This window comes from Streptomyces sp. NPDC107498 (assembly GCF_055582805.1).
On record NZ_JBVJPE010000003.1, the window covers coordinates 99,259 to 125,298 of the forward strand.

General features: G+C 73.0%; 24 protein-coding genes. 15 read left to right on the forward strand and 9 right to left on the reverse strand.

Annotated features, from left to right (window positions below; genetic code table 11):
• Positions 1-51: 51 nt before the first annotated feature.
• Positions 52-528, forward strand: a complete 477-nt coding sequence (locus tag ACZ66Z_RS06145; protein WP_116158780.1) for a MarR family winged helix-turn-helix transcriptional regulator — start codon at positions 52-54, stop codon at positions 526-528.
• A gap of 64 nt (positions 529-592) precedes the next feature.
• On the opposite strand, the gene meaB is transcribed toward ACZ66Z_RS06145, so the two are convergent.
• Positions 593-1,549 carry a methylmalonyl Co-A mutase-associated GTPase MeaB gene (gene meaB, locus ACZ66Z_RS06150; RefSeq protein ID WP_469932816.1) on the reverse strand — a complete coding sequence of 319 codons (957 nt, stop codon included), beginning with the start codon at positions 1,547-1,549 and terminating at the stop codon, positions 593-595.
• A 24-nt stretch (positions 1,550-1,573) separates the two neighbouring features.
• On the reverse strand, positions 1,574-2,782 hold the full coding sequence (locus tag ACZ66Z_RS06155) for an acetyl-CoA C-acetyltransferase (protein ID WP_469932817.1): 1,209 nt from the start codon (positions 2,780-2,782) through the stop codon (positions 1,574-1,576).
• A 137-nt stretch (positions 2,783-2,919) separates the two neighbouring features.
• Here ACZ66Z_RS06155 and mce point away from each other — a divergent pair, with 137 nt between their 5' ends.
• The 7 genes from mce (at position 2,920) to ACZ66Z_RS06190 (ending at position 13,296) form a co-directional block, all read left to right on the forward strand.
• A complete protein-coding gene (gene mce, locus ACZ66Z_RS06160) occupies positions 2,920-3,372 on the forward strand; it encodes a methylmalonyl-CoA epimerase (RefSeq protein WP_469932818.1) in 453 nt (150 codons plus the stop codon).
• A gap of 213 nt (positions 3,373-3,585) precedes the next feature.
• Positions 3,586-8,256: a polarized growth protein Scy gene (gene scy, locus ACZ66Z_RS06165; protein ID WP_469932819.1), complete on the forward strand. Its 4,671-nt coding sequence runs from the start codon at positions 3,586-3,588 to the stop codon at positions 8,254-8,256.
• Between the two features lie 114 nt (positions 8,257-8,370).
• Positions 8,371-9,306 carry a coiled-coil domain-containing protein gene (locus ACZ66Z_RS06170; RefSeq protein ID WP_116158785.1) on the forward strand — a complete coding sequence of 312 codons (936 nt, stop codon included), beginning with the start codon at positions 8,371-8,373 and terminating at the stop codon, positions 9,304-9,306.
• 75 nt (positions 9,307-9,381) lie between these two features.
• Entirely contained in the window at positions 9,382-10,350 is a 969-nt protein-coding gene (locus ACZ66Z_RS06175) for an ABC transporter ATP-binding protein (protein WP_469932820.1), read from the forward strand.
• A gap of 3 nt (positions 10,351-10,353) precedes the next feature.
• On the forward strand, positions 10,354-11,133 hold the full coding sequence (locus ACZ66Z_RS06180) for an ABC transporter permease (protein WP_469932821.1): 780 nt from the start codon (positions 10,354-10,356) through the stop codon (positions 11,131-11,133).
• Between the two features lie 121 nt (positions 11,134-11,254).
• On the forward strand, positions 11,255-12,466 hold the full coding sequence (locus ACZ66Z_RS06185; protein WP_469932822.1) for an ABC transporter ATP-binding protein: 1,212 nt from the start codon (positions 11,255-11,257) through the stop codon (positions 12,464-12,466).
• The gene (locus ACZ66Z_RS06190) at positions 12,463-13,296 is read left to right on the forward strand and encodes an ABC transporter permease (RefSeq protein ID WP_469932823.1); all 834 of its coding nucleotides are present in this window, start codon (positions 12,463-12,465) and stop codon (positions 13,294-13,296) included. The genes ACZ66Z_RS06185 and ACZ66Z_RS06190 overlap by 4 nt, the downstream gene beginning before the upstream one ends.
• Positions 13,297-13,311: 15 nt before the next feature.
• Here the strand turns inward: ACZ66Z_RS06190 and ACZ66Z_RS06195 are convergent, their stop codons facing one another.
• Positions 13,312-13,638 carry an ATP/GTP-binding protein gene (locus tag ACZ66Z_RS06195; RefSeq protein WP_469932824.1) on the reverse strand — a complete coding sequence of 109 codons (327 nt, stop codon included), beginning with the start codon at positions 13,636-13,638 and terminating at the stop codon, positions 13,312-13,314.
• 198 nt (positions 13,639-13,836) lie between these two features.
• On the opposite strand from ACZ66Z_RS06195, the gene ACZ66Z_RS06200 reads away from it, so the two are divergent.
• Entirely contained in the window at positions 13,837-14,871 is a 1,035-nt protein-coding gene (locus ACZ66Z_RS06200) for an LLM class flavin-dependent oxidoreductase (RefSeq protein WP_469932825.1), read from the forward strand.
• Positions 14,872-14,986: 115 nt separating this feature from the next.
• On the opposite strand, the gene ACZ66Z_RS06205 is transcribed toward ACZ66Z_RS06200, so the two are convergent.
• Positions 14,987-15,379 (reverse strand): SCO5389 family protein, encoded by a 393-nt coding sequence (locus tag ACZ66Z_RS06205; protein ID WP_015036224.1) that lies wholly within the window; start codon positions 15,377-15,379, stop codon positions 14,987-14,989.
• A gap of 249 nt (positions 15,380-15,628) precedes the next feature.
• Here ACZ66Z_RS06205 and nucS point away from each other — a divergent pair, with 249 nt between their 5' ends.
• Positions 15,629-16,300 (forward strand): endonuclease NucS, encoded by a 672-nt coding sequence (nucS, locus tag ACZ66Z_RS06210; RefSeq protein ID WP_469932826.1) that lies wholly within the window; start codon positions 15,629-15,631, stop codon positions 16,298-16,300.
• A 79-nt stretch (positions 16,301-16,379) separates the two neighbouring features.
• On the opposite strand, the gene ACZ66Z_RS06215 is transcribed toward nucS, so the two are convergent.
• The 4 genes from ACZ66Z_RS06215 to ACZ66Z_RS06230 form a co-directional block, all read right to left on the reverse strand.
• Positions 16,380-18,965 (reverse strand): ATP-binding protein, encoded by a 2,586-nt coding sequence (locus tag ACZ66Z_RS06215; protein ID WP_469932827.1) that lies wholly within the window; start codon positions 18,963-18,965, stop codon positions 16,380-16,382.
• 217 nt (positions 18,966-19,182) lie between these two features.
• Positions 19,183-19,506 (reverse strand): STAS domain-containing protein, encoded by a 324-nt coding sequence (locus tag ACZ66Z_RS06220; RefSeq protein WP_030210572.1) that lies wholly within the window; start codon positions 19,504-19,506, stop codon positions 19,183-19,185.
• Between the two features lie 126 nt (positions 19,507-19,632).
• A complete protein-coding gene (locus tag ACZ66Z_RS06225; RefSeq protein ID WP_469932828.1) occupies positions 19,633-20,481 on the reverse strand; it encodes a 3-hydroxyacyl-CoA dehydrogenase family protein in 849 nt (282 codons plus the stop codon).
• A 150-nt stretch (positions 20,482-20,631) separates the two neighbouring features.
• A complete protein-coding gene (locus ACZ66Z_RS06230; protein WP_469932829.1) occupies positions 20,632-21,270 on the reverse strand; it encodes a TetR/AcrR family transcriptional regulator in 639 nt (212 codons plus the stop codon).
• Positions 21,271-21,341: 71 nt separating this feature from the next.
• Between ACZ66Z_RS06230 and ACZ66Z_RS06235 the strand changes: the two genes are divergently transcribed.
• The 3 genes from ACZ66Z_RS06235 to ACZ66Z_RS06245 are packed head-to-tail and all read left to right on the forward strand — an operon-like array spanning position 21,342 to position 23,473.
• The gene (locus ACZ66Z_RS06235) at positions 21,342-22,118 is read left to right on the forward strand and encodes an ABC transporter ATP-binding protein (RefSeq protein WP_469932830.1); all 777 of its coding nucleotides are present in this window, start codon (positions 21,342-21,344) and stop codon (positions 22,116-22,118) included.
• Between the two features lie 19 nt (positions 22,119-22,137).
• Positions 22,138-22,896, forward strand: coding sequence for an ABC transporter permease (locus tag ACZ66Z_RS06240; RefSeq protein WP_469932831.1), 759 nt, complete (start codon positions 22,138-22,140; stop codon positions 22,894-22,896).
• Between the two features lie 4 nt (positions 22,897-22,900).
• Positions 22,901-23,473 carry a cob(I)yrinic acid a,c-diamide adenosyltransferase gene (locus tag ACZ66Z_RS06245; protein ID WP_469932832.1) on the forward strand — a complete coding sequence of 191 codons (573 nt, stop codon included), beginning with the start codon at positions 22,901-22,903 and terminating at the stop codon, positions 23,471-23,473.
• Here the strand turns inward: ACZ66Z_RS06245 and ACZ66Z_RS06250 are convergent.
• Positions 23,390-24,013 carry a hypothetical protein gene (locus tag ACZ66Z_RS06250; protein ID WP_469932833.1) on the reverse strand — a complete coding sequence of 208 codons (624 nt, stop codon included), beginning with the start codon at positions 24,011-24,013 and terminating at the stop codon, positions 23,390-23,392. The two genes, ACZ66Z_RS06245 and ACZ66Z_RS06250, sit on opposite strands and share 84 nt — an antisense overlap.
• A 161-nt stretch (positions 24,014-24,174) precedes the next feature.
• Between ACZ66Z_RS06250 and ACZ66Z_RS06255 the strand changes: the two genes are divergently transcribed.
• The gene (locus ACZ66Z_RS06255) at positions 24,175-25,353 is read left to right on the forward strand and encodes a sensor histidine kinase (protein ID WP_469932834.1); all 1,179 of its coding nucleotides are present in this window, start codon (positions 24,175-24,177) and stop codon (positions 25,351-25,353) included.
• A complete protein-coding gene (locus tag ACZ66Z_RS06260) occupies positions 25,350-25,988 on the forward strand; it encodes a response regulator (protein ID WP_469932835.1) in 639 nt (212 codons plus the stop codon). The genes ACZ66Z_RS06255 and ACZ66Z_RS06260 overlap by 4 nt, the downstream gene beginning before the upstream one ends.
• The last annotated feature ends 52 nt before the right edge of the window (positions 25,989-26,040 follow it).

Genomic DNA, 26,040 nt, shown 5'->3' on the forward strand with positions numbered 1-26,040 from the left:
TCACACTCCCAGACTTCGTCAAGTATTCAACTTCTTAGGTAGAATCCATATATGGAGACCGAGACGGCCACCCCCTGGCTCACCGACGGCGAGCAGTGCGCCTGGCGCACGTTCCTGGACGTCCAGAGAATGCTGACGTACCAGCTGGAGCGGGACCTCCAGCCCTTCGGCCTGACGATGAACGACTACGAGATCCTGGTGAACCTCTCGGAGTCGGCGGAACGGCGGCTGCGCATGAGCGACCTCGCCGCCGCCACCCTCCAGTCGAAGAGCCGGCTCTCCCACCAGATCACCCGCATGGAGAACGCCGGCCTCGTACGCCGCGAGAACTGCGAGTCCGACCGCCGCGGGCTCTACGCCGTCCTGACCGACGACGGCATGGAGACCATGCGCAAGGTCGCCCCGCACCACGTCGAGTCGGTGCGCAAGCACTTCATCGACCAGCTCAGCGGCGAGGCCCTCGGCGACCTCCACGAGTCCCTCAAGCCGGTCGCCGAGCAGCTCCGCGGCCGCCGCGGCAAGCCGTGACCTGACATATCCGCGAAGGGCCTCCCCGGGTGACCGGGGAGGCCCTTCGCGCGCGTTCCGGACCTCAGTTTCCGGTCAGGCTCGCGACCAGCTCGTCGGCGGCCGCGTACGGGTCCAGGCCACCCGCCGTGATCCGCTCGGCCAGGGCGTCCAGGCGCCGGTCGCCGTGCAGGTCGCCGATCCGCTCGCGCAGGGCCGTCACCGCGATGGTCTCCACCTCGCGCGCGGCACGGGCCCGGCGGCGCTCCGCCAGGGCCCCGCGCTCCTCCATCCAGGCGCGGTGCTTCTCCAGCGCCTCCACGACCTCGTCGACGCCCTCGCCGCGCGACGCGACCGTCTTCACGATCGGCGGCCGCCAGTCGCCCGCCGCCCGCGCCTCGCCCAGGCCCAGCATGTGGTTGAGCTCGCGGGCGGTGGCGTCCGCGCCGTCCCGGTCGGCCTTGTTCACCACGTACACGTCGCCGATCTCCAGGATGCCCGCCTTCGCGGCCTGGATCCCGTCGCCCATGCCCGGCGCGAGCAGGACCACCGAGGTGTCGGCCTGGGAGGCGATCTCCACCTCCGACTGGCCGACGCCGACGGTCTCCACGAGGACCACCTCGCAGCCGGCCGCGTCCAGGACGCGAACGGCCTGCGGAGCGGACCAGGCGAGCCCGCCCAGGTGGCCGCGGGTCGCCATGGAGCGGATGTAGACGCCCGGGTCGGAGGCGTGCTCCGACATCCGGACCCGGTCACCGAGGAGCGCTCCCCCGCTGAAGGGCGAGGACGGGTCGACGGCGAGCACGCCGACCCGCTTGCCGGCCCGGCGGTACGCGGAGACCAGCGCGGACGTCGACGTGGACTTGCCCACGCCCGGCGAGCCGGTCAGCCCCACCACGTACGCGCCGCCGGTGAGCGGCGCGAGCGCCGCCATCACCTCGCGCAGCTGCGGGGACGCCCCCTCGACGAGCGAGATCAGCCGGGCCACGGCCCGCGGCCTGCCCTCCCGTGCCTGGGCGACGAGTTCGGGGACGTCCACCATCTGCGCTGCTCCTCGATCGGGTGCTTACTTGCCGTTGCCGGGCACGCGGACGATCAGCGCGTCACCCTGCCCGCCGCCGCCGCAGAGGGCCGCCGCGCCGACGCCGCCGCCGCGCCGCTTGAGCTCCAGGGCGAGGTGGAGCACGACGCGGGCGCCGGACATGCCGATGGGGTGGCCGAGGGCGATCGCGCCACCGTTGACGTTCACCTTCTCGGGTGTGACGCCGAGGTCCTTCATTGACTGGACGGCGACCGCGGCGAAGGCCTCGTTGATCTCGATCAGGTCGAGGTCGGAGACCTCCAGGCCCTCCTTCCCGAGGGCGTGCCGGATCGCGTTGGACGGCTGCGACTGGAGCGAGTTGTCCGGGCCGGCCACGTTGCCGTGGGCACCGATCTCGGCGATCCACTCCAGGCCCAGCTCCTCGGCCTTGGCCTTGCTCATCACGACGACCGCGGCGGCGCCGTCGGAGATCTGCGAGGAGGTGCCGGCGGTGATGGTGCCGTCCTTGGCGAAGGCCGGACGGAGCTTGCCGAGGGACTCGGCGGTGGTCTCCGCGCGGATGCCCTCGTCCTGGGAGAAGACGACCGGCTCGCCCTTGCGCTGCGGGATCTCGACCGGGGTGATCTCGGCCTCGAAGACGCCGTTCTTCTGGGCGGCGGCGGCGCGCTGGTGCGAGAGGGCGGCGATCTCGTCCTGCTCGGGGCGCCGGATGCCCAGACGGGTGTTGTGCTTCTCCGTGGACTCGCCCATGGCGATGCCCTCGAAGGAGTCGGTGAGGCCGTCGTACGCCATGGCGTCGAGCATCTCGATGGCGCCGTACTTGAAGCCCTCGCGGGACTTCGGCAGCAGGTGCGGGGCGTTGGTCATGGACTCCTGGCCGCCGGCGACGACGACGTCGAACTCGCCGGCGCGGATCAGCTGGTCGGCCAGCGCGATGGCGTCGAGACCCGACAGGCACACCTTGTTGATGGTGAGCGCGGGGACGTTCATCGGGATGCCGGCCTTGACGGCGGCCTGACGGGCGGGGATCTGACCGGCGCCCGCCTGGAGCACCTGGCCCATGATCACGTACTGCACCTGGTCGCCGCCGATGCCGGCCCGGTCGAGGGCCGCCTTGATGGCGAAGCCGCCGAGGTCGGCGCCCGAGAAGGACTTGAGCGAGCCGAGCAGGCGACCCATGGGCGTGCGGGCGCCCGCGACGATCACTGAGGTGGTACCGGTCGTTCCAGACATGAGGCACGGCCCCTAGGGATGAGAGGTGAACGAGGGTTTACCGCCAATGTACTGAGGCGCGCGGCGCCGGGTCATCGGCCGGACGGTGTGACGGCGCGCACGTTGCGTAACCATCCCCGCGGGGGTGCACTGGAGCCATGCTGACGCGTATCGACCACATCGGGATCGCCTGTTTCGACCTGGACAAGACCGTCGAGTTCTACCGTGCCACGTACGGTTTCGAGGTCTTCCACTCCGAGGTCAACGAAGAGCAGGGCGTCCGCGAGGCCATGCTCAAGATCAACGACACCTCGGACGGCGGGGCCTCCTACCTCCAGCTCCTGGAGCCCACCCGGGAGGACTCGGCGGTGGGCAAGTGGCTCGCCAAGAACGGCGAGGGCGTGCACCACATCGCCTTCGGCACGGCCGACGTCGACGGGGACGCCGAGGCCATCCGCTCCAAGGGCGTCCGGGTCCTCTACGACGAGCCGCGGATCGGCTCCATGGGCTCCCGGATCACCTTCCTCCACCCCAAGGACTGCCACGGCGTCCTCACGGAACTGGTCACCTCGGCGAAGCCGTCCGCTGACCACTCCTCAGCGGAGCACTGACCTCCGGATTCCTGGCCCGGTAGAGTGGGCGACTCCGGGCCGGGGCCGGTCGGGGCCGCTCCGTGCGGCACCGAAGACGGAATGTCGGGGTCGTCCGATCTGCCGCGATTCCCCGGGGGCCCGTCCTCGGCCGTGAGGGCGTGCTCGTAGGAGTTGCGATCAGGGTTGGGGTATCCCCTGCTCGAAGAGCTCGGGGAAGGATGGGACCGCGCAGTGCGGGGCTACGAACGCCAGGAGAGCCACCGAGCTGAAGACGACCATCTCGCCAGGTTCGAAGCCGAGATGGACCGGCTGAAGACCGAGCGCGAGAAGGCCGTCCAGCATGCCGAGGACCTCGGCTACCAGGTCGAGGTCTTGCGCGCCAAGCTCCACGAGGCGCGCCGCACCATCGCCTCCCGGCCCGCCTACGACAGCGCCGACATCGGCTACCAGGCCGAACAGATGCTGCGGAACGCACAGGCGCAGGCCGAGCAGCTCCGTCAGGACGCCGAGCGCGAACTGCGCGAGGCCCGCGCCCAGACCCAGCGCATCCTCCAGGAGCACGCCGAGCACCAGGCCCGACTCCAGGCCGAGCTGCACAACGAGGCCGTCCAGCGCCGCCAGCAGCTCGACCAGGAGCTCAACGAGCGCCGCCAGACCGTCGAGGCGCACGTCAACGAGAACGTCGCCTGGGCCGAACAGCTGCGCGCCCGCACGGAGTCCCAGGCCCGCCGCCTCATGGAGGAGTCCCGCGCGGAGGCCGAGCAGGCGCTCGCCGCCGCCCGCGCCGAGGCCACCCGGCTCGCCGAGGAGACCAGCCGCCGCGTCGGCGCCGAGGCGGAGTCCGCCCGCGCCGAGGCCGAAGCGATTCTGCTGCGCGCCCGCAAGGACGCCGAGCGGCTCCTGAGCGCCGCCTCCAGCCAGGCGCAGGAGGCCACCAGCCACGCCGAGCAGCTGCGTTCGACCACCGCCGCCGAGACCGACCAGGCCCGCCGGCAGGCCACCGAGCTCTCCCGCGCCGCCGAACAGCGCATGCAGGAGGCCGAGGAGAGGCTGCGGCTCGCCCGCGCCGAGGCCGAGAAGGCCCTCACCGAGGCCAAGGAGGCCGCCGCCCGGCAGCTCTCCTCCGCCGAGTCGGTCAACGAGCAGCGCACCCGCACCGCCAAGACCGAGATCGCCCGGCTCGTCGGCGAGGCCACCAAGGAGGCCGAGGCGCTCAAGGCGGAGGCCGAAGAGAAGCTCCGCGAGGCCTCCGCCGAGGCGGAGAGGCTCGTCACGGAGGCCGCCGAGAAGGCCGTCACCGCCGCCGCCGAGGACTCCGCCGCCGCGCTCGCCAAGGCCGCCCGCAGCGCCGAGGAGATCCTCACCAAGGCGTCCGAGGACGCCCGGGAGACCACCCGCAAGGCCGCCGAGGAGGCCGAGCGGGTCCGCCGCGACGCCGAGACCGAGGCGGACCGGCTGCGCGCCGAGGCCGGGGAGCAGGCCGACGAACTGCTCGGCTCGGCGAAGGACGACACCAAGGAGTACCGCGCCAAGACGGTCGAGCTCCAGGAGGAGGCCCGCCGGCTGCGCGGCGAGGCCGAGCAGCTGCGCGCCGAGGCCGTCGACGAGGGCGAGCGGATCCGCGGCGAGGCCCGGCGCGAGGCCCTCCAGCAGATCGAGGAGGCGGCCAGGACCGCCGAGGAGCTCCTCACCAAGGCCCGTACGGACGCCGACGAGCTGCGCACCAAGGCCGGTGCCGAGAGCGAGCGGGTCAAGTCGGAGGCGATGGAGCGCGCCCAGACGCTCCGCGCCCAGGCCGAGGAGACCCTGGAGCGCACCCGCGCCGAGGCCGAGCGGCTGCGCGCCGAGGCCGAGGAGCAGGCCGAGTCGGTGAAGGGGGCGGCCGAGGAGGCCGCCGCCGGGCTGCGCGCGGACGCCGAGCGGGCCGCCGAGGCGCGCCGCGCGGAGGCCGCCGAGGAGCTGACCCGGTTGCACGCCGACGCCGAGGCGAAGGTCGCGGCCGCCGGTGAGGAGCTCACCGACGCCCGGGCCGAGGGCGAGCGGATCCGGCGCGAGGCCGCCGAGGAGACCGAGCGGCTGCGGACCGAGGCCGCCGAGCGGATCCGGTCCCTCCGTGAGCAGGCCGAGCAGGAGGCCGAGCGGCTGCGCGCCGAGGCCGCGTCGGACGCTTCCACCACCCGTACCGAGGCCGAGGCCGCCGCCGTACGGCTCCGCACGGAGGCGTCCGAGGAGGCCGAGCGGCTGCGCTCGGAGGCCCAGGAGACCGCCGACCGGGTGCGGGCCGAGGCCGCCGCCGCCGCCGAGCGGGTGGCCGCCGAGGCCGCCGAGGCCCTGGCCGCCGCGCGGGACGAGGCCAACCGGCGCCGCCGGGAGGCCGAGGAGACCCTCGAGTCGGCCCGCTCCGAGGCCGGCCGGGAGCGCGAGCACGCCCGCGCGCAGTCCGAGGAGCTCCTGGCCGCCGCCCGCAAGCGGGTCGAGGAGGCGCAGACCGAGGCGCAGCGCCTGGTCGAGGAGGCGGACGCGCGGGCGACCGAGATGGTCACCGCCGCCGAACAGACCGCCCAGGAGGTGCGGGACTCGGTGGCCGGTCTGCGCGAGCAGGCCGAGGAGGAGATCGCCGGGCTGCGCAGCGCCGCCGAGCACGCGGCCGAGCGGACGCGCACCGAGGCGCAGGAGGAGGCGGACCGGGTCCGCACCGACGCGTACGAGGAGCGGGAGCGGGCGTCCGAGGACGCCGTCCGCACGCGGGCGCGTGCCCAGGAGGAGTCGGAGGCCGCGAAGGCGCTGGCGGAGCGGACGGTCGCGGACGCGCTCGCCGAGGCGGAGAAGCTGCGGACGGACACCGCCGAGTACGCGCAGCGGGTGCGGACCGAGGCGACGGACTCGCTGGCTTCGGCCGAGCAGGACGCCGCCCGTACGCGCGCGGACGCCCGGGAGGACGCGAACCGGATCCGTTCGGAGGCCGCCGGGCGCGCCGAGACGACGGTCGGCGAGGCGCGGGCGGAGGCGGAGCGGATCGCCGCCGAGGCGGAGCAGGCCCTGGACGAGGCCCGCAAGGCCGCCGACAAGCGCCGTTCGGACGCCGCCGAGCAGGCCGACGCCCTCATCGGCGAGGCCACCGCCGAGGCCGAGCGGATCGCGGCCGAGGCCGCCGAGCTGCGGGAGACGACCGAGCGCGACGCCCAGCGCCTCCGCGCGGAGGCCGAGCAGGTCAAGGCCGACGGGGTGGCGCAGGCGGAGGCCCTGCGGGCAGAGGCCCGCGCCGAGGGCGAGCAGGTCCTCGACGAGGCCCGCAAGGCGGCCGACAAGCGCCGTTCGGACGCGGCCGAGCAGGCCGACACCCTCATCGGCGAGGCCACCGCCGAAGCGGAGCGGCTCACCGCCGAGGCGGTCGAGCTCATGGAGACCACCGAGCAGGACGCCGCCCGCCTCCGCGCCGAGGCCGAGCAGGTCAAGGCCGACGGGGTGGCGCAGGCGGAGGCCCTGCGGGCAGAGGCCCGCGCCGAGGGCGAGCAGGTCCTCGACGAGGCCCGCAAGGCCGCCGACAAGCGCCGTTCGGACGCCGCCGAGCAGGCCGACACCCTCATCGGCGAGGCCACCGCCGAAGCCGAGCGGCTCACCGCCGAGGCGGTCGAGCTCATGGAGACCACCGAGCAGGACGCCGCCCGCCTCCGCGCCGAGGCCGAGCAGGTCAAGGCCGACGGCGAGGCGCACGCGCAGGCCCTGCGCAACGCCGCGCTGGCCGACGCCGAACAGATCCTGGACGAGGCCCGCAAGGCGGCCGACAAGCGCCGTTCGGACGCGGCCGGGCAGGCCGACGCCCTCGTCGGCGAGGCCACGGCCGAGGCCGAGCGGATCGTGAACGAGGCGGCCGAGCTGGCCGATTCGGTGGGTGCGGACGCCCGCGCCGAGGCGGGCAGGACCGTCGCGGCGGCCTCGGAGGAGGCCGAGCGGCTGCGCGCCGAGGGCGCCGAGGCGATCGCCGAGGCCCTGCGGGACGCCGAGCGGATCCGTACCGAGTCGGAGCGGGTGAAGGCCGAGGCCGCCGCGGCGGGCGAGCAGATGCGCGCGGAGGCCCGCGAGGAGGCGGACCGGACCCTCGACGAGGCCCGGAAGGCCGGGGCCCGGAAGCGTTCGGACGCGGCCGAGCAGGCCGACCAGCTCGTCGCCAAGGCCCAGGAGGAGGCGCTGCGCGCCACCACGGAGGCCGAGTCGCAGGCGGACACGATGGTGGGCGCGGCCCGCAAGGAGGCCGAGCGGATCGTCGCCGAGGCCACCGTCGAGGGCAACACGCTGGTGGAGAAGGCCCGTACGGACGCGGACGAGCTCCTGGTCGGGGCGCGCAGCGACGCGACGGCCATAAGGGAGCGGGCCGAGGAGCTGCGGGGCCGGATCGAGAGCGAGATCGAGGAGTTGCACGAGCGGGCGCGGCGCGAGACGGCCGAGCAGATGAAGACGGCCGGCGAGCGCGTCGACAAGCTGGTGAAGGCCGCGACCGAGCAGCGCGCCGAGGCGGAGGAGAAGGCGAAGGAGCTGGTCTCCGAGGCGACTTCGGAGGCGAGCAAGGTCCGGATCGCCGCGGTCCGCAAGGCGGACGCGCTCCTCAAGGAGGCCGCGCAGAAGAAGGCCTCGATCATCGCGGAGGCCGAGGCCGCGAAGGCGGAGGCCGAGCGGATCCGCGCGGAGGCCGAGGCCGAAGCGGAGAAGACGGTCCAGGAGGGTCAGCGCGAGCTGGAGGTGCTGACGCGCCGTCGCAAGGACATCAATGCCGAGATCTCCCGTGTCCAGGACGTGCTGGAGGCGTTGGAGTCTTTCGAGACCCCGTCGTCCGGAAAGGACGGGGTCAAGGCGGGTGCGTCGGCGGGTTCCACCCGGACGAGTGGCAAGTCCCAGGACGGCTAGCCACTCAAAAGGCTGGACATTCTCCAGATCAAACGGGCATACGCTCGATGACACGCCGCTTCGGCCCCTAGGATTCCCTCTAACACCTCACCGGTCTCATTCGACAGGAACCCCATGAGCGACACTTCCTCCCCCTTCGGCTTCGAGCTCGTGCGGCGCGGTTACGACCGCGGTCAGGTGGACGACCGCATTACCAAGCTCGTGGCCGACCGCGACAGCGCCCTGTCCCGCATCACCTCGCTGGAGAAGCGCATCGAGGAGCTCCACCTCGAGACGCAGAACGCCCAGGCACAGGTCACCGACGCCGAGCCGTCGTACGCGGGGCTCGGCGCCCGGGTCGAGAAGATCCTCCGGCTGGCCGAGGAGGAGGCGAAGGACCTGCGTGAGGAGGCCCGTCGCGCCGCCGAGCAGCACCGCGAGCTGGCCGAGTCGGCCGCCCAGCAGGTGCGCAACGACGCGGAGTCGTTCGCGGCCGAGCGCAAGGCGAAGGCCGAGGACGAGGGCGTCCGGATCGTCGAGAAGGCGCAGGGCGAGGCCAACTCGCTGCGTGCCGAGGCCCAGAAGGACGCGCAGTCGAAGCGCGAGGAGGCGGACGCCCTCTTCGAGGAGACCCGCGCCAAGGCCGCCCAGGCCGCCGCGGACTTCGAGACGAACCTGGCGAAGCGCCGCGAGCAGTCGGAGCGCGACCTGGCCTCGCGTCAGGCGAAGGCCGAGAAGCGCCTCGCGGAGATCGAGCACCGCGCCGAGCAGCTCCGCCTGGAGGCCGAGAAGCTGCGGACGGACGCGGAGCGCCGGGCCCGTCAGACGGTGGAGACCGCGCAGCGCCAGGCCGAGGACATCGTGGCCGACGCGAACGCCAAGGCCGACCGGATCCGTTCGGAATCGGAGCGCGAGCTCGCGGCGCTGACGAACCGCCGCGACTCGATCAACGCGCAGCTGACCAACGTCCGCGAGATGCTGGCGACGCTGACCGGTGCCGCGGTGGCGGCGGCCGGCTCCCCGATCGACGACGAGCGCACGGCCGGCGTCCCGGCCCAGCAGTCGCGGTAACGAGCCCGCGGCTCGTCCGAAAACCCCCCGTCATTCCGGTGGCGGGGGGTTTTGCGCGCCCGTAGGTTGGGACGCATGATCGAGCTTGAGGGCCTGACCAAGCGCTACGGGGCGAAGACGGCGGTCGACCACCTCTCCTTCCAGGTCCGCCCTGGTGTGGTCACCGGCTTCCTCGGGCCGAACGGGGCGGGCAAGTCGACGACGATGCGGATGATGCTCGACCTGGACAACCCGACGAGCGGGACGGTCCGGATCGACGGCAAGCACTACCGGGAGCTGGCGGAGCCGCTGAAGTACATCGGGGCGCTGCTCGACGCGAAGGCGATGCACGGCGGCCGTTCCGCCTACAACAACCTGCTGTGTCTGGCGCAGTCCAACCGCATCCCGGCGAGCCGGGTGGACGAGGTGCTGGACCTGGTGGGTCTGACGGCGGTCGCGAAGAAGAAGTCGAAGGGCTTCTCCCTCGGCATGGGGCAGCGGCTCGGGATCGCGTCGGCGCTCCTCGGAGATCCCGAGATCCTGATGTTCGACGAACCCGTCAATGGTCTGGACCCCGAGGGAATTCACTGGATCCGCAATCTGATGAAGGCGTTGGCGGCCGAGGGCCGGACGATCTTCGTTTCCAGCCATCTGATGAGTGAAATGGCGCTGACGGCGGATCACCTGATCGTGATCGGGCAGGGGAAACTGTTGGCCGACACCTCGATGGCGGATTTCATCCAGCAGAATTCCCGGAGTTATGTGCGGATGCGCTCGCCGCAGCAGGAACGCCTGCGGGACGTGCTCCGCGCGAACGGATTCGTCGTGGTCGAGGCCGGCGGCGGGACCCTGGAGGTGGACGGGGCGACGACGGAGAAGCTGGGCGAACTGGCCGCGGAGAACGGTCTGGTGCTGCACGAGCTGAGCGCGCAGCGCGCCTCCCTCGAAGAGGCGTTCATGCAGATGACGGCCGCTGCCGTGGAGTACCACGCGCAGGGCACCGATGTTCACAGCGGCGCCGCGGCGCCCGGCCCCCGCTGGGGCACGACCTCCGAGGGAGCCTGAACGATGGCGGTGGCATCCGCGGTACTGCAGTCCGAGTGGACCAAGATCCGGACGGTGTCGTCGACCGTCTGGACGCTGGCGAGCGCCCTCTTCGTCACGGTGGCGATGGGCGCGGCGCTGTGCGCCCTGACGAACGCCACCTTCGACGACATGAGGGAGGCCGAGAGGCTCACCTTCGACCCGACCCTGGTCAGCTTCTCCGGGATGATCCTGGGGCAGCTGGCGATGGTGGTCTTCGGCGTCCTGGTGGTGGGGACCGAGTACTCCTCCGGCATGATCCGCACCTCGCTGGCCGCCGTGCCGCAGCGCGCGACCTTCCTCTTCTCGAAGATCGCGGTCGCGGGCGGCCTCGCGCTCCTGGTGGGGCTCGCGACGAGCTTCCTCGCCTTCTTCCTGGGGCAGGCGCTGCTCGGCGGGCACCGGGCCTCCATCGGGGACGACGGGGTGCTGCGGGCGGTGGTCGGCGCCGGGCTCTACATGGGGCTGCTGGCGGTGTTCTCCATGGGCGTGGCGGCGATGCTGCGCTCGTCGATGCTGTCGCTCGGCATCCTGGTGCCCTTCCTCCTCCTGGTCTCGAACATCCTCTCGGCGGTGCCGAAGGCCAAGGAGGTGGCGCAGTACTTCCCCGACCAGGCCGGCTCGAAGGTCATGCGGGTCGTCCCCGACGCGATGAACTCGGAGGCGGCCCCGTACGGCCCGTGGGGCGGACTCGGGATCATGGTGCTCTGGGTGGTGGCGGCGCTCGGCGGCGGCTATCTGGTGCTGAAGGAGCGGGACGCCTGATTCCCCGGACTTGGCCGCAACCGTCAACGGCTGGATAAGCTCCTAGCTCATACGGGGGGCTCCGGCCGACGGCCGCCACGCCCCGACATGGATGCGACCGACCTGTCGATGGGGCTGGAGAATGATCGAGGCAGTCGGCCTGACGAAGCGCTACGGCGCCAAGACGGCCGTGTACAACCTTTCCTTCCAGGTGAGGCCCGGTGTCGTCACCGGATTCCTGGGGCCCAACGGGTCCGGCAAGTCGACGACCATGCGCATGATCCTGGGGCTCGACCGGCCCACCGCGGGTCACGTCACGATCGGCGGCCACCCCTTCCGGCAGCTGCCGAACGCGCCCCGGCAGGTCGGCGCGCTCCTCGACGCCAAGGCCGTGCACGGCGGCCGCAGCGCGCGCAGCCACCTGCTGTCGCTCGCGCAGCTGGCCGGCATTCCGGCGCAGCGCGTCGACGAGGTCCTCGGCGTGGTCGGTCTCCAGGACGTCGCCAAGCGGCGCTCGAAGGGCTTCTCGCTCGGCATGGGCCAGCGGCTCGGCATCGCGGCGGCGCTCCTGGGCGACCCGCAGGTGCTGCTCTTCGACGAGCCCGTCAACGGCCTGGACCCCGAGGGCATCCTCTGGGTGCGGAACCTGATGAAGAAGCTGGCCGCCGAGGGCCGCACGGTCTTCGTCTCCAGCCACCTCATGAGCGAGATGGCGCTGACGGCCGACCACCTGATCGTGATCGGCCGGGGGCAGCTGCTCGCGGACATGCCCGTCAAGGACTTCATCTCGGCGAACTCCGCCGACTTCGCCCGGGTGCGGACGCCGGGGACCGAGCCGGCGCAGCGGGAGAAGCTGACGTCGGTGCTCATGGAGGCCGGCGGCCAGGTGCTGTCGGAGCCGGACGGGGCGCTGCGCGTGACGGGCCTGCCCCTGCCGCGGATCAGCGACCTCGCGCACGACGCGGACGTGCGGCTCTGGGAGCTGTCCCCGCACCAGGCCTCCCTGGAGGAGGCGTACATGCGGCTGACGCAGGGTGCCGTGGACTACCGCTCCACCGACGACCGCCTCGCCCACCTCCAGCCGCCGGTGCAGCCCGGGCAGCCGGGGTACGGGATGCCGCCGCAGCCGCCGGTCCAGGACGTGCCGCAGCAGGGGTGGTACGCCCCGCCGCCGCCCGGACGGAACCCGTACGGCGCGGCCCCGCAGGCCCCCGCGCAGAACCCGTACGCCGGGGCCCCGCAGGCTCCCGCGTCGGGTCCGCAGGCCCCCGCGCCTGGTCCGTACGCCCCTCCGGCCGCCCCGCAGCCGGGTCTCCCGCAGCCGAGCGACGACACCTCGAAGGACGTCCGATGACCGCCCCCGCCCACCACCACGCCCCGGCTCCGCACTCCTACGTCTCGCCCATCCCGGTCCGCGCCGCGCACCTCGGTGACGCGCTCGCCTCCGAGTGGACGAAGATCCGCTCGGTGCGTTCGACGATGTGGACGCTGGGGGTGATGATCCTGCTGATGGTCGGCATCGGGATCGGCGTCGCCGCCATCGCCGCGGCCTCCGAGGCCCCGATGGGCGAGGAGTCCGCGCTCGGCTTCGGCTTCTTCGGCATGCTGCCGGCCTCGATCTGCGTGATCACGCTGGGCGTCCTGACGATCGCCTCCGAGTACGGCACGGGCATGATCCGGACGACCCTGACGGCCTGCCCGAGCCGGGGCCGGGTGCTCACGGCGAAGGCGATCGTCTTCTTCCTGCTGGTCTTCGCGCTCACCACCGTCGTCACGACGCTCGTGGCGGTGGCCCAGGTCGCCATGGTGGACGCGGGCGAGCCGACGACCTCCGAATGGCTGCGGGCGACGGTGGGAGCGGGCGCCTATCTGGCGGCGCTCGGGCTGCTCTCGATGGCGGTCGGCACGCTCATCCGGCACTCGGCCGGGGCGATCACCGTGATGATCGGCCTGCTGCTGCTGCCGCTGGTGGCGGCCCTGTTCATGTTCAACCAGACGCTGCAGTCGGTGCAGAAGTTCCTGTTCACCTACGCGATCCCCTCGCAGATGATCTCGCTCTACAGCGAGCGTCCCCCGTTCGGCGACTCGGGTCCGGCGGGCTGGGAGCCGCTGCTGATCATGGCGGCGGTCGCGGCGGCGGCGCTGGGCGGCGCGTACGCCCTGCTGAACGCCCGGGACGTGTGAGGGGACGCGCAGGGGCTAGTACCTCGGCGCGTTGCGGGACCGCTGCACCCTGCTGGTGCGGCGGTCCTTCGCGTTCCAGCAGGCCTTGTGCCAGTGGCGGCGGTCGTCCACCCCGCCCCACTCCGGCCAGGCGACCACGTGCGGGGCGCCGGACGGAATCTCCTGGTCGCAGCCCGGGCAGCGGTAGCGCTTGCCGGGTGCGCTCGCCCCGGCGACGAGCCGGACGTACCACTCCTCGCCCTGCCAGGTCTCGGTGCGCTGCGCGCCGCCGTACCGGTCGCCGTGGTCGCCCTGCTGCACGGGCTTCTCGCCGCCTCGGGAACGGTTGTGACGCGGGGACACGGGCACACCTCACGGGGTCGGGGAACACGGACCGTTCCCTCCAGCCTACGGGCCGCCACGCGGTGCCCCGGGCCCCGCCCGGGAGGGCTTAGCCGAAAATCGCAAGAACTTCATGAACGGCCGTTGCCTTTGGCACGTGTCAGACGTTGATGCCAGTGCGAGGGGAGATACGCGTCGGCCGCAAGGAGGCAGAAGGCGATGCGCGTGGGTACGTTCGTTCTGGCAGCCCAGTTCCCGGGCCAGGGCCAGGGTGAGGCACTGCACCGGGCGGTGCGGACCGCCGAGGTGGCGGAGGAGGAGGGGCTCGACTCCGTCTGGCTGGCCGAGCACCACTTCGTGCCGTACGGGGTCTGCCCCTCGGCCGTGACGCTGGCCGCGCTGCTCCTCGGCCGCACCCGGCGGCTCCGGGTCGGCACGGCGGTGAGCGTGCTGCCGACCGTCCACCCGGTCGCCCTCGGCGAGCAGGCGGCGCTGCTGCACCTCACCTCGGGCGGCCGGTTCACCCTGGGGGTGGGCCGGGGCGGGCCCTGGGTGGACCTGGAGGTCTTCGGCTCGGGCCTGGCGGCGTACGAGAAGGGGTTCCCCGAATCGCTCGACCTGCTGCTGCGCTGGCTCACCGAGCCGCGCGTCGGCGCCGAGGGTGAGCGATTCGCTTTCCGCGAGGTTCCCGTGGTGCCCCGCCCCGACGAGCTGCTCGGCGGCGCGGCCGCCCCCGAGGTGGTGGTGGCCTGCACCTCGCCGAAGAGCGTCCGGCTCGCGGCGGAGCGCGGCCTGCCGATGCTGCTCGGCATGCACTGCGGCGACGAGGACAAGGCCGAGATGGTCGCGGCCTGGGCGCGGTGCGCGCGGGAGGCCGGGCGGGACCCGGACGAGATCGCGCGGATCGGCGCCGACCACGTCTCGGCGGGGGTGGCCCAGCTCGCGGACCGGGGCGCGGACGCGGCGGAGGCACTGGTCAAGGCGATGCCGGGCTGGCTGAAGCAGGGGCTCGACGCGCACGTGACGGTGGACGGCCGGCACCGGGCGATGCGGGACCCCGTGGCGTACACGGAGCTGCTGTGCGGACTGCACCCGGTGGGCACGCCCCGGCGGGCGGCGGACCGGCTCGCGGCGACCGCGGAGCGTACGGGCATCACGCGCTTCGCCCTCCTCGCGGAGGGCTCGGGCGACCTCGCGGCGACCGAGGAGAACGTCCGGCGCCTGGGCGCGGAGGTCCTGCCGCTCCTGGTGTGAGGGCCCTCACGGGAGCGGTGCTGACTGTGCTGCCGCTTCCGCGCTCCTCGGCGGCGATGCGCGTCGGCTCGCATCGATCGCGTTCTCCCGCGGTGCGGAGCGGCAGCACCATGTCTCAGCAGTCGCGCAGTTCCGGCGACTGGTTCAGCAGCTGTCCCCGTACGGACGTGAAGCGGGCGAGTCGCTCGTCCACCGACGGGTCCAGTGGGAAGACCGCCACGCGGTGGCAGTTCTGGAAGGCGAGGCGCACCCCGAAGTGCCGCTGCAGCGCGCCGCGAATGGCATCGCTCGCGAGTGCGCGCAGCAGCTGACCACGTGCCTGCTCATTCGGCGGCGGCGTCTGGTTGTCGGCGAACTCTCCGCCGTCGACCTTCAGCTGTGCCACCAGAGAACTGATCATCTCCCATGCGTAGGGCAGGGAGGTCCGGACGCAGTCGACGAAGTCGGCTTCGTCGACCTCGCCTCGCTCGGCCTGTTCCAACAGGGCCGGTGAGACGTCGAGCGACATGGGTTCTCCTCTCGCGACCCCGCGGACGGGGTCTTGCGGGCAGGGGTGAAGGCCGGCCGTGCGCCACGCAGCGTGCACGGACGACGACCTCCAGCTTCCACGGTAAGCGCGCGGTCCGGGCGACACCAGAAGAATGGGCGTACAACCGGCTGATAACCGACGGGTGTTCGGCTCACGAGGACCCCCACGCGCCGTCGGGGCGATGCCCGAATCGCGCGGAAGAGCGCCCGTCTTGTAGCGTTGCCGACCATGCGTCTCGTCATTGCCCGTTGTTCCGTGGACTACGCGGGCCGGCTCACCGCCCACCTGCCCTCCGCACCCCGTCTGATCCTGGTCAAGGCAGACGGCAGCGTCTCCATCCACGCGGACGACCGGGCGTACAAACCGCTCAACTGGATGTCCCCGCCGTGCACGCTGAAGGAAGGTGCCGACGGCGAGGCGGGCATCTGGACCGTGATCAACAAAGCGGGCGAGAAACTGATCATCACGATGGAGGAGGTCCTCCACGACTCCTCGCACGAACTGGGCGTCGACCCGGGCCTCATCAAGGACGGCGTCGAGGCGCACCTCCAGGAGCTGCTCGCCGACCGCATCGAGACCCTCGGCGAGGGCTACACCCTGATCCGCCGCGAGTACCCGACCGCGATCGGCCCCGTGGACATCCTGTGCCGGGACGGCGACGGCGGGACGATCGCGGTGGAGATCAAGCGGCGCGGCGAGATCGACGGCGTCGAGCAGCTGACCCGCTACCTGGAGCTGCTCAACCGCGACCCGCACCTCGCGCCGGTGAAGGGCGTCTTCGCTGCCCAGGAGATCAAGCCGCAGGCACGGGTCCTCGCGACGGACCGCGGGATCGGCTGCGTGGTCCTCGACTACGACGCGCTGCGCGGCATCGAGGACGACAAGCTGCGGCTGTTCTAGCGGCGGCGGGAGTACGAAGCACGGGGACGGCCCCGGGTGCGGTGAGCGCGCCCGGGGCCGTCGTCGTGTCCGTACGGGGTCAGGCCGGCGGCTCCGAGTCGGCGGTGGTGCCGGAGGTGGAGGGGGCGCCGAGGGTGGTGGTCTCGCCGGTCGCGGGAGGTGCGGTCGTCGTCGGCGGGGCCGTCGTGGTCGGCGGGGCCGTCGTGGTCGGCTCGGTCGTCGTCGGCGCGGGGGTGGTCGACGGCGGCTTCGGTGACGTGGTCGTCGGGCGCGGCCCGCCCGTCGCGGTGGGGGCCGTCGTCGTCGTTCCCCCGGTGGGCTGCTTCGTCCCGGTGGGGGACGTCGTCGCCGTCGGACTGTCCGAAGGAGAGGGCGAGCCCGGGTCCGACGGGTCCGTCGACGCGGACGGCGGCGTGCTGCCCGGGCCCGACGGACTCGGGGAGCCCGAGCGGGTCGCCGCGCCCGTCTCGGCCGGGCCGGTCTCGCCGTCGGCCGGCGGCTCCTCCTCGTCGAGGCCGTCTTCGGTGCCGCTCTCGTTCGTGGTGCTGTCGGAGGTGACGCGGTCGGTGGCGGGGTTCTCGCCGTTGCCCGAGGTGGCGCCGAGGGTGACGACGGTGCCGAGGACGGCGACGAGGAGCGCACCGGCTCCGACGGCGACGAGGTTGCGGCGGGCGCCGCTGAGGATGCCGCCCGCGAGGCCGGGGCGGCGGCCGTCGGCGTCGGGGTGGGTGAGGACCGTCGGGGCCCCGTCGGCGAAGGCGGGGAAGGCGGGGGTCGGGGCCGCCGCCGGGGTCCGGGCGGGTCCGCCCGGCAGCGGGGCCGTGACGGGCTCCGGTCTCGCGGGGCGGGCGGCGGGGCCGCGCAGGGCGGGGGTGCCGCGCGGCGGGGAGACGGGTTCGTCGGCGCGCGGCGCGATCGCGGCGGGGTGCTCTCCGGAGAGGTCGGAGACGAGCGCGAGCGCCCGGCGGCCGGCGACGGTGCCGCGCTTGTCGGCGAGCACCCCGCGCATGCCGATGGAGGCCTCCAGCTCGGCGCGGGCGCGTTCCAGGTTTCCGGCGCAGATCGCGAGGACGCCGAGCTCGTGGTGGAAGTAGGCCTCTTCGGCGACGTCGCCGGTGAGCCGGGCGGCTTCCTGACCGGCCCGCAGGGCGCGCTCCCAGGCGCCCCAGTGCAGTCCGGCGGCGAAGGCGGGGGCGGCGGCGCGGGCGAGGAGGACGGCGGTGGCGCGGTGTTCGGCGGCGGGTTCGCCGGTGCCGGGGATCAGCGCGGTGAGGGCGGCGAGCAGGGCGTCGGCCTCGGCGGCGGCCCGTTCGGGGGTGACGGAGGGGTGGCCCGCCCACCAGGCGTAGTGCTGGGCGAGGGTGTGAACGCGGTCGGCGGCCCCGTGGTCGTAGCCGTGGGCGAGGAGCTGGGTGAGGACGCCGGCGGCGAGCCGGTAGCGGGGACCGGCCGGGGAGAGCAGTCCGCAGGCCATGAGTTCGCCGAGGGCGGCGTCGGCGTGGGTGTCGCCGACGAGGGCGGGGAGGTGGGCCTGGTGGGGGACCTCGCCGCCGAGGGCGACGGCGAAGCGCAGGGCGGACTGGGCGGCGCGGCTGAGGCGGGAGGCGAGGAGGGCGGCGGGCGCGGCGCCCTCGCCGAGGCTGGGCAGCGGTATCTCGCGCAGCTCGACGTCGGGGTCGTCGATGCCGTCGAAGGCCGCCGCCGCGGCGGGGCCGGTGGGGCCGAAGGCTTCTTCGAGGGCGCCGAAGGCGTCGAACTCGGCGGGGGTGACGCGCAGCCGGTCGCGCTGCCGGAGCAGGGCACCGGCCTGGACGAAGCGGAGCGGGAGGCCTTCGGACTCGAACCACAGGTCGCCGGCCCAGTTGGCCTCCTCCTCGGTGAGGGCGCGGCCGACGGCGCTCTCCAGGAGTTCGAGGGCGGCGGCGCGGCCGAGGCCGGCGAGGAGGACCTCCTCGACGTGGGCGTCGGCGGAGGGGGCGGGCGTCTCGGGGCCCGCGGCGAGGAGGAAGGCGCACTCGGGGGCGGCGGCGAGGAGCTCGTCGAGGGCGGCGCCGCCGAACTCCAGGTCGTCGACGACGACCACGGCGCCGATGTCACGGACCCGGTCGAGCAGGGCGGCCCGGTCGGGGCGCTGGTCGGGGGCGTGCCGGACGGCCGCGAAGAGCTCGCGGAGGAGTGCGGTGGGCGTGCGGTGGCGGCCGGAGAGGCGGACGACCCCGTCGGGGGCGAGGTCGGCGCAGTCGGCGGCGACGGCGTCGAGGAGGGCGGTGCGTCCGGAGCCGGGGGAGCCGATCAGGCGGGCGCAGCGGCCCTGGCGGAGGATGCCGGCGAGCCGCTCGCGCTCCTCCTGGCGTTCGAGGAAGGGCAGCTCGGGTGCGGGAGGGCCGGGCGGGACGGGCGGGGCGACGGCGCGGGCGGCCTCGGCGCGCTCCTCGGGGGTGCGGGGGCGGGGGGCCGCCGGTTCCCGGCCGGGCGGGCAGGGTTCGATCTCGCTGCCGTCGACGGGGTTGACGGTGAGGAGCAGTTCGCCGGAGACGAGCCGGACGACACGGGCGCGCGCGGGCGTCGGCACGGGCGCCGGCGCGGGCATGCCTCGGCCCTGGTGGGCCTCCTCGCCCTCGGTGTCGTGACCGTACTCCTCCGACCCAGGGTTGATCGGGTCCATGGTCCTAGCCCCCAAGAAGCGGTGTCCGGTGCCCGCCGGTGGGTCCGCCCCATGTGCAGGCGGGTCCGTCAATGTGCGGGCGACCGAACCCTAGACCGTGGTCAGCGGCTCGGGAACATCCGGGGTGCTCCCGAGACCAAGACGTCACGGTCTTGTGAGGATTGCGCGTGACGCCTGGTTCGCACGGCTGCTTCACGGGCGGCGGGGCCGGGACGGGTCACACGCGGGGAAGGGATTCCAGGGCGAGGCCGCCCTCGATGGCGAGGATGCGGTGGAGCCGGGTGGCGACGAGGAGCCGCTGCATCTGGGGCGGCACCCCGCGCAGGACGAGGCGCCGGCCGCAGCGGCCGGCCCTCCGGTGGGCGCCCATGATGACGCCGAGTCCGGTGGCGTCCCAGGAGTCGAGGCCGGTCAGGTCGAGCACCAGGTCGCCGACTCCGTCGTCGACGGCCGAGTGCAGGACCGTACGGGCGTCCGCCGCGCTGCGGACGTCGAGGCGGCCCCCGACGACCAGCTCGACGTGGTCGCCCCTGATGTGCATATGCGCTCCCCGAGAGTGCTCCGTCTTCGCAACAACTGACTGCCGCACCGGCAGATACGTTGCGCCTTGTCAGCGAACCGATACCGAAATTCACCCCACGGAGTGAGGCGGGACGGCGGGCCGGACTCAGTACTTGTAGAAGCCCTGCCCGCTCTTGCGACCGATGTCACCCGCATCCACCATCCGGCGCATCAGCTCCGGCGGCGCGAACTTCTCGTCCTGGGACTCGGTGTAGATGTTGTTGGCGGCGTTCACCAGGATGTCGATGCCGGTGAGGTCGGCGGTGGCGAGCGGGCCCATGGCGTGGCCGAAGCCGAGCCTGCAGGCGATGTCGATGTCCTCAGCGGTGGCGACGCCCGACTCGTGGAGCTTGGCGGCCTCGACGACGAGGGCCGAGATGAGGCGGGTGGTGACGAAGCCGGCGACGTCGCGGTTGACGACGATGCAGGTCTTGCCGACGGACTCGGCGAACGCGCGGGCGGTGGCGAGGGTCTCGTCGCTCGTCTTGTAGCCGCGGACCAGCTCGACGAGCTGCATCATCGGCACGGGCGAGAAGAAGTGGACGCCGACGACGGCCTCGGGGCGCTCGGTCACCGCGGCGATCTTGGTGATCGGGATCGCGGAGGTGTTGGAGGCGAGGACGGCGCCGTCCTTCGCGATCTTGTCGAGCGAGCGGAAGATCTCGTGCTTGACGTCGAGGTTCTCGAAGACGGCCTCGACGACGACGTCCGCGTCGGCGACGGCGTCGAGCTCGGTGGTGGCGGTGATCCGGCCGAGGGCGGCCTCGGCGTCCTCCGCGGCGAGCTTGCCCTTGGCGACGAACTTGTCGTACGACGCCTTGATGCCGTCGGTGCCGCGGGTCAGGGCGGCGTCGGTGACGTCACGCAGGACGACGTCCCAGCCCGCCTGTGCCGAGACCTGCGCGATGCCGGACCCCATGAGTCCGGCCCCGATGACGGCGAGCTTCCTGGCCACGATGTTCCACCCCTTTAACGCCTGTTCACTTCTGGCTCTCCGGCGGAGATTAGCGGTCGCGGGCCGCCATGTGACCGTGAAGTAATGCGCGTCACGCCCTCTTTGACGGACGTCACACCCGCGACACCCCCCGCGCGGCCGGAGGAGGGCTCAGCCCTGGCGCACGGCGTACGTCAGGACCTTCTCGCCCAGCAGCTCCTCGATCTCGTCGAGGAGGTCGAGGGCCTCGCGGGAGACGGTGGTCGCCTTCCGTCCGGCGGTCATCCCGTCGCTGATGAACTCGACGACGGCGTCCTGGATCCAGGCGATCTGGCCGCCCACGAGCAGGGGCATGGGGTCGTCGGGGCCGGTGCCGACCTCCTCGCGCAGGGCGGCGACGGTGGTCCGGCGGACCTCCTGCTGGAGGGTCATGAGCCGGGCCTGGAGGGTGGGGGCCTCGTCGATCACCCGCATGAAGTCGGCGTAGCCGTCCATCAGTCCGTAGGCGGGCGAGACGGCGGTGACGTGGCCGCGGATCTCGCGGAGCACGGCCTGGGCGGCGGACTCCCCCGCGTCGCGGCCGCGGATCATCCGGGCGAGGCGGTGGGTGACGCCCTCCATCCGGTCGAGGAAGAGGTCCTCCTTGGCCGGGAAGTAGTTGTAGACGGTGTTGACGGAGACGTCGGAGGCCTCCGCGATCTCCGCCACCGTCACGGCCTGGAAGCCGCGCTCCAGGAAGAGCCCGGTCGCGATGTCCGAGATCCGCTGTTTCGTCTGGCGCTTCTTGCGCTCCCTGAGCCCTTCAGCCATGGCGTCATCCTAGGTGGCCTGAAATTTTGGATACATTGCAAATTTCCAGTCACTCTGTTTTTGTAGTCACCATGGCAATCATCAGCACGTCCGGGCTCTCCCGGACCTTCCGGACGAAACAGGGCGAGGTGTACGCGGTCCGGGGCATCGACCTCACGGTGCGGGCAGGCGAGATCCTCGGTTTCCTCGGGCCCAACGGCGCCGGCAAGTCCACGACCCTGCGGATGCTCAGCACCCTGCTGCCGCCCACCGGCGGCGCCGCCACCGTCTGCGGCCACGACCTGCTGCGGGACCCCGTGGCGGTGCGGCGGAAGATCGGGTACGTCGCCCAGGCCGGCGGCCTCGACCCGCAGGAGACCGTCCGTTCCGAACTGATCGTCCAAGGAAGGCTCTACGGTCTCCCCCGGCCCGAGGCCGCGGCCCGCGCCGCCGAACTCGCCCGCGACCTCGACCTCACCGAGCTCCTCGACCGGAGCACCGCCGCGCTCTCCGGCGGTCAGCGGCGCCGGCTCGACCTCGCGCTCGGCCTGACCCACCGCCCCGCGCTGCTCTTCCTCGACGAGCCGACCACCGGTCTCGACCCGGGCAGCCGGGCCGCCCTCTGGGCGCTCGTCCGACGGCTGCGCGACGACCACGGCACCACCGTCGTCCTCACCACCCACTACCTCGACGAGGCGGACGCCCTCGCCGAACGGCTGGTGATCATCGACGGGGGCGTCGTCGCCGCCGAGGGCTCTCCCGCCGCGCTCAAGGCCGAGCACGGCGTGGACACCCTCCAGGACGCCTTCCTCTCCGTCACCGGGCGCGGCCCCGCGCCCGTCGACACCACGCCCGTCGCCGTCCACTAGCCGTCCGGGAGTCCCCACGATGCTTCTCCACGACACCGCGGTCCTCTTCGGCCGCTACGTCCGGCAGACCCTGCGTTCGCCGTTCCAGATCTTCTTCGGCGCGCTGATGCCGCTGCTCTACCTGTTCTTCTTCGGCCCGCTGCTGACCGGGCTGCCGCTCGGCCGCGCGGGCGACTCCTGGCAGGTCCTCGTGCCGGGACTGCTGCTCCAGCTCGGCCTCTTCGGTGCCTCGTTCGCGGGATTCGCCGTCATCATGGAGAAGAACTGGGGCGTCCTCGAACGGATGCGGGTCACCCCGGTCAGCCGCCTCGCGCTGCTCCTCGGCCGGACCCTGCGGGACACCGTCCTCTTCCTCTTCCAGGCCGTCCTGCTCGTCCTCGCCGCCCTGCTCATGGGCCTGCGGGCGCCGCTCACCGGAATCCTCATCGGCTTCGGCTTCGTCGCCCTGCTCACCTTCTCGCTCGCCTCGCTGTCGCACGTGCTCGCGCTGCGGCTGCCCAGCCCGCAGGAGTTCGGTCCGGCGATCAACACCCTGGCCATGCCCGCGATGCTGCTGTCCGGCCTGATGCTGCCGATGGCCCTGGCGCCCGGCTGGCTCGACGTCCTGTCGCACTTCGTGCCGTTCCGCTATCTGGTGGACGCGGTACGGGACGCGTACACCGGCCACTACGCGACCGCCACGATGCTGTACGGCGTCCTCGCCGCGGCCGGGCTCACGGTGGTCGCCGTGACGGTCGGCACACGGACGTTCCGGAGCGCCGGTGCCTCACTAGGCTGACGGCATGGTCAATCTGACGCGCATCTACACCCGTACCGGCGACAAGGGCACCACGGCGCTCGGCGACATGAGCCGGACCGCCAAGACGGATCTGCGGATCTCGGCCTACGCCGACGCCAACGAGGCCAACGCCGCCATCGGGACGGCCATCGCCCTCGGGCAGCTCGACGAGGACGTCGTGAAGGTCCTCGTCCGGATCCAGAACGACCTCTTCGACGTGGGCGCCGACCTCTGCACGCCGGTGGTGGAGAACCCCGAGTACCCGCCGCTGCGCGTCGAGCAGGCGTACGTCGACAAGCTGGAGGCCGACTGCGACCGCTTCCTGGAGCGGCTCGACAAGCTGCGCTCCTTCATCCTGCCGGGCGGCACGCCCGGCGCGGCCCTGCTGCACCAGGCGTGCACGGTGGTGCGCCGGGCGGAGCGCTCCACCTGGGCGGCCCTGGAGGCGCACGGCGAGACGATGAACGCCCTGACCGCGACCTACCTCAACCGGCTATCGGACCTGCTCTTCATCCTGGCCCGGACGGCGAACAAGGAGGTCGGGGACGTGCTCTGGGTCCCGGGCGGGGACCGCTGAACCGGCGGCCGGGTCCTCCTTCCGCCAGACGAGGTAGCTGAGCGCGATCAGACCGTGGATGCCGACGGCCCGCCAGGCGCCGTACATCCAGCTCCGCAGGCCGTCGGTGTTCCCGTCGTCACCGACGTAGGCCGCGGCGAGGAGGAGCAGGACGGTGGCGACGGCGCCGCCGACGAGCGAGCCCAGCCAGATCCCACCCTCGTGGCGGGCGCGCGCCGTCCCGTACTTCGGGGGCCTCGGGGGCGGCGGGCCGCCGCCGAGGCGGTGGGCGGCGTGGCCGTCGAGCCACTTCACGGTGCGGTGGCCGTGGCCGACGGTGTAGCCGATGTACAGCGCGGCGAGGCCGTGCTTCCCGCTGGGGTCGGCGCCGTTCTTGAGGTCGATCGCCGTGACGACGAGGAGCACGACCTCCAGGAGCGGCTCGCCCAGCAGCAGCGCCATGCCCGTCCGGGGCATCCTCAGGAGATAGCGGGTGGCGAGGCCGGCGGCCAGCAGGACCCAGAAGCCGACCTCGCAGAGCACGATCAGCGTGACGATCACGGCGGTTCCCCTTTCGGTCCCCTCCAGCGTCCCGTGGGGTCCGGCCCGTTTCCTCGTCGTCGGTGACGAAGTCCGTCTCCATCCTTCGGCGGAGGGCGGCACGCGCACGGATCGGCCCCGACGAGGAGGTTCGCGCGCACGGGGGCGTGTTGGATGGGTGCGTGACGCTCCCCCGCCCGCACCCTCACGACCTGCTCATCGCCGTCGCCGGATTCGCCGTCGGGCTGCTCCTGTGGTCCTTCGGGCTCCACACGACCGGCGACCGCGTGTTCGACCAGCAAGGGGCCGCGCTCGTCCCGCTGACCGTGATGGCCGCCGTGGAGGCCCTGCGTCGCACCCTGCCGCAGACGGCCCTGTCCGTGGGCACGGTCGCGATCGTGGCGGACCAGTTCACCCACGGGAACCTCGTCACCGTCCTCATGTTCACGGACGTCGTCTACGCGGCGGTGGTGTACGGCTCCCCCTCCTCTGCCCGGCGCGTCCCCTACAGCACCGGCCTGGTCACCGTCGGCGTCACGGTCGGCTTCCTGGTCTGGTGGCAGAACGCGTACGCGCTGCTCGTCGGCGTGATCACCGGCATGATCTCGTTCCTGCCGGCCGTCACCGGTGCGATCGTCCGCAACCACCGCGAGGCGGCGGACGCGGCCAGGCTGCGGGCCGAACAGACGGCGCTGCTCGCCGAGATGGACCGGGCGCAGGCGGTGGTGGCCGAGCGGGCCCGGATGGCGCGCGAGCTGCACGACATGGTCGCGAACCACCTCTCGGCGATCGCGATCCACTCCACGGCGGCGCTCTCCCTCGACGAACCGGACACCACCCGGCGGGCGTTGACGGTGATCCGGGAGAACAGCGTGGCGGGCCTCGCCGAGATGCGGCGGCTCATCGGACTGCTGCGGGACAGCGGCGGGGAGTCGGAGCCGGGGGCGGTGCCGAGTCTCGACGCCCTGGACTCGCTGCTCGCGCGGGCCCGGACGAACGGCTCGGCGGGCGGCCTGGAGTTCGTCCTGGAGGACACCCGTCCCCCGGGCGGTTCCCTGCCGGCGCCGGTGGAGCTGGCCGCGTACCGGATCGTCCAGGAGTCGCTGACCAACGCGGTCAAGCACGCCGCCCCCGGTACGGTCAGGGTGCGGGTCGGCCGGTCCGGCGGGGCGCTGACGGTGACGGTGGACTCGCCGTACGGGCGGCGGCCGGGGCCGGGCGCGCCCGGCACGGGTTCGGGTCTGGTGGGCATGCGGGAGCGCACGGAGCTGCTCGGCGGGGAGTTCCGCGCAGCGGCCTCGGGGGCGGTCTGGCAGGTGCGGGCGGTGCTGCCCGCGGAGGAGGGGGCGGGGAACGCATGACGGTCCGGGTGGTCGTGGCGGAGGACCAGTCCGCGGTGCGGGCGGGACTCGTGCTGATCCTGGGCAGCGCGCCGGACATCGAGGTGGTCGGCGAGGCGGCGGACGGCGAGCGGGCGGTGGAGCTGGCCCGCGAGCTGCGGCCGGACCTGGTCCTGATGGACGTGCAGATGCCCCGGACGGACGGGGTGACCGCGACCCGGCTGGTGGTGTCGGAGGGCCTCGCCGATGTGCTCGTCCTGACGACGTTCGACCTGGACGAGTACGTCTTCGGGGCGCTTCGGGCCGGGGCCTCGGGCTTCCTGCTGAAGGACACGGACGCGAAGGACCTGATCACGGCGGTGCGGACGGTGGCGCGCGGCGAGGGCCTGATCGCCCCGGCGGTGACGCGGCGGCTGATCGCGGAGTTCGCGGCCCCGAGCCGTCCGGTGGCGGACTCCGCCGTGCTGGACGCGCTGACGCCCCGGGAGCGGGAGGTGCTGTCCGCGCTGGGGCTCGGCCTGTCGAACGCGGAGATCGCGGTCCGTCTCGACATGGCGGAGGCGACGGCGAAGACGCACGTCAGCAAGGTGCTCGGAAAGCTGGAGCTGCGGAGCAGGGTCCAAGCGGCCGTCTTGGCACAGGAGTTGGGGGTTTAGCAGTTCTTTGCCGACGCTGGTCTGGACCTCTTGACGATTGGTCCAGACCTTC

What these genes read in the sequence shown, in the direction of transcription:
- nucS (WP_469932826.1), top strand. Translation starts at nt 15,629, where the DNA reads ATGCGTCTCGTCATTGCCCGTTGTTCCGTGGACTACGCGGGCCGGCTC.
- ACZ66Z_RS06230 (WP_469932829.1), bottom strand. Translation starts at nt 21,270, where the DNA reads ATGGCTGAAGGGCTCAGGGAGCGCAAGAAGCGCCAGACGAAACAGCGG.
- meaB (WP_469932816.1), bottom strand. Translation starts at nt 1,549, where the DNA reads ATGGTGGACGTCCCCGAACTCGTCGCCCAGGCACGGGAGGGCAGGCCG.
- ACZ66Z_RS06215 (WP_469932827.1), bottom strand. Translation starts at nt 18,965, where the DNA reads ATGGACCCGATCAACCCTGGGTCGGAGGAGTACGGTCACGACACCGAG.
- ACZ66Z_RS06220 (WP_030210572.1), bottom strand. Translation starts at nt 19,506, where the DNA reads ATGCACATCAGGGGCGACCACGTCGAGCTGGTCGTCGGGGGCCGCCTC.
- ACZ66Z_RS06170 (WP_116158785.1), top strand. Translation starts at nt 8,371, where the DNA reads ATGAGCGACACTTCCTCCCCCTTCGGCTTCGAGCTCGTGCGGCGCGGT.
- ACZ66Z_RS06155 (WP_469932817.1), bottom strand. Translation starts at nt 2,782, where the DNA reads ATGTCTGGAACGACCGGTACCACCTCAGTGATCGTCGCGGGCGCCCGC.
- ACZ66Z_RS06260 (WP_469932835.1), top strand. Translation starts at nt 25,350, where the DNA reads ATGACGGTCCGGGTGGTCGTGGCGGAGGACCAGTCCGCGGTGCGGGCG.
- ACZ66Z_RS06245 (WP_469932832.1), top strand. Translation starts at nt 22,901, where the DNA reads ATGGTCAATCTGACGCGCATCTACACCCGTACCGGCGACAAGGGCACC.
- ACZ66Z_RS06175 (WP_469932820.1), top strand. Translation starts at nt 9,382, where the DNA reads ATGATCGAGCTTGAGGGCCTGACCAAGCGCTACGGGGCGAAGACGGCG.
- ACZ66Z_RS06200 (WP_469932825.1), top strand. Translation starts at nt 13,837, where the DNA reads ATGCGCGTGGGTACGTTCGTTCTGGCAGCCCAGTTCCCGGGCCAGGGC.
- ACZ66Z_RS06190 (WP_469932823.1), top strand. Translation starts at nt 12,463, where the DNA reads ATGACCGCCCCCGCCCACCACCACGCCCCGGCTCCGCACTCCTACGTC.
- ACZ66Z_RS06180 (WP_469932821.1), top strand. Translation starts at nt 10,354, where the DNA reads ATGGCGGTGGCATCCGCGGTACTGCAGTCCGAGTGGACCAAGATCCGG.
- ACZ66Z_RS06235 (WP_469932830.1), top strand. Translation starts at nt 21,342, where the DNA reads ATGGCAATCATCAGCACGTCCGGGCTCTCCCGGACCTTCCGGACGAAA.
- ACZ66Z_RS06205 (WP_015036224.1), bottom strand. Translation starts at nt 15,379, where the DNA reads ATGTCGCTCGACGTCTCACCGGCCCTGTTGGAACAGGCCGAGCGAGGC.
- ACZ66Z_RS06185 (WP_469932822.1), top strand. Translation starts at nt 11,255, where the DNA reads ATGATCGAGGCAGTCGGCCTGACGAAGCGCTACGGCGCCAAGACGGCC.
- ACZ66Z_RS06145 (WP_116158780.1), top strand. Translation starts at nt 52, where the DNA reads ATGGAGACCGAGACGGCCACCCCCTGGCTCACCGACGGCGAGCAGTGC.
- ACZ66Z_RS06240 (WP_469932831.1), top strand. Translation starts at nt 22,138, where the DNA reads ATGCTTCTCCACGACACCGCGGTCCTCTTCGGCCGCTACGTCCGGCAG.
- mce (WP_469932818.1), top strand. Translation starts at nt 2,920, where the DNA reads ATGCTGACGCGTATCGACCACATCGGGATCGCCTGTTTCGACCTGGAC.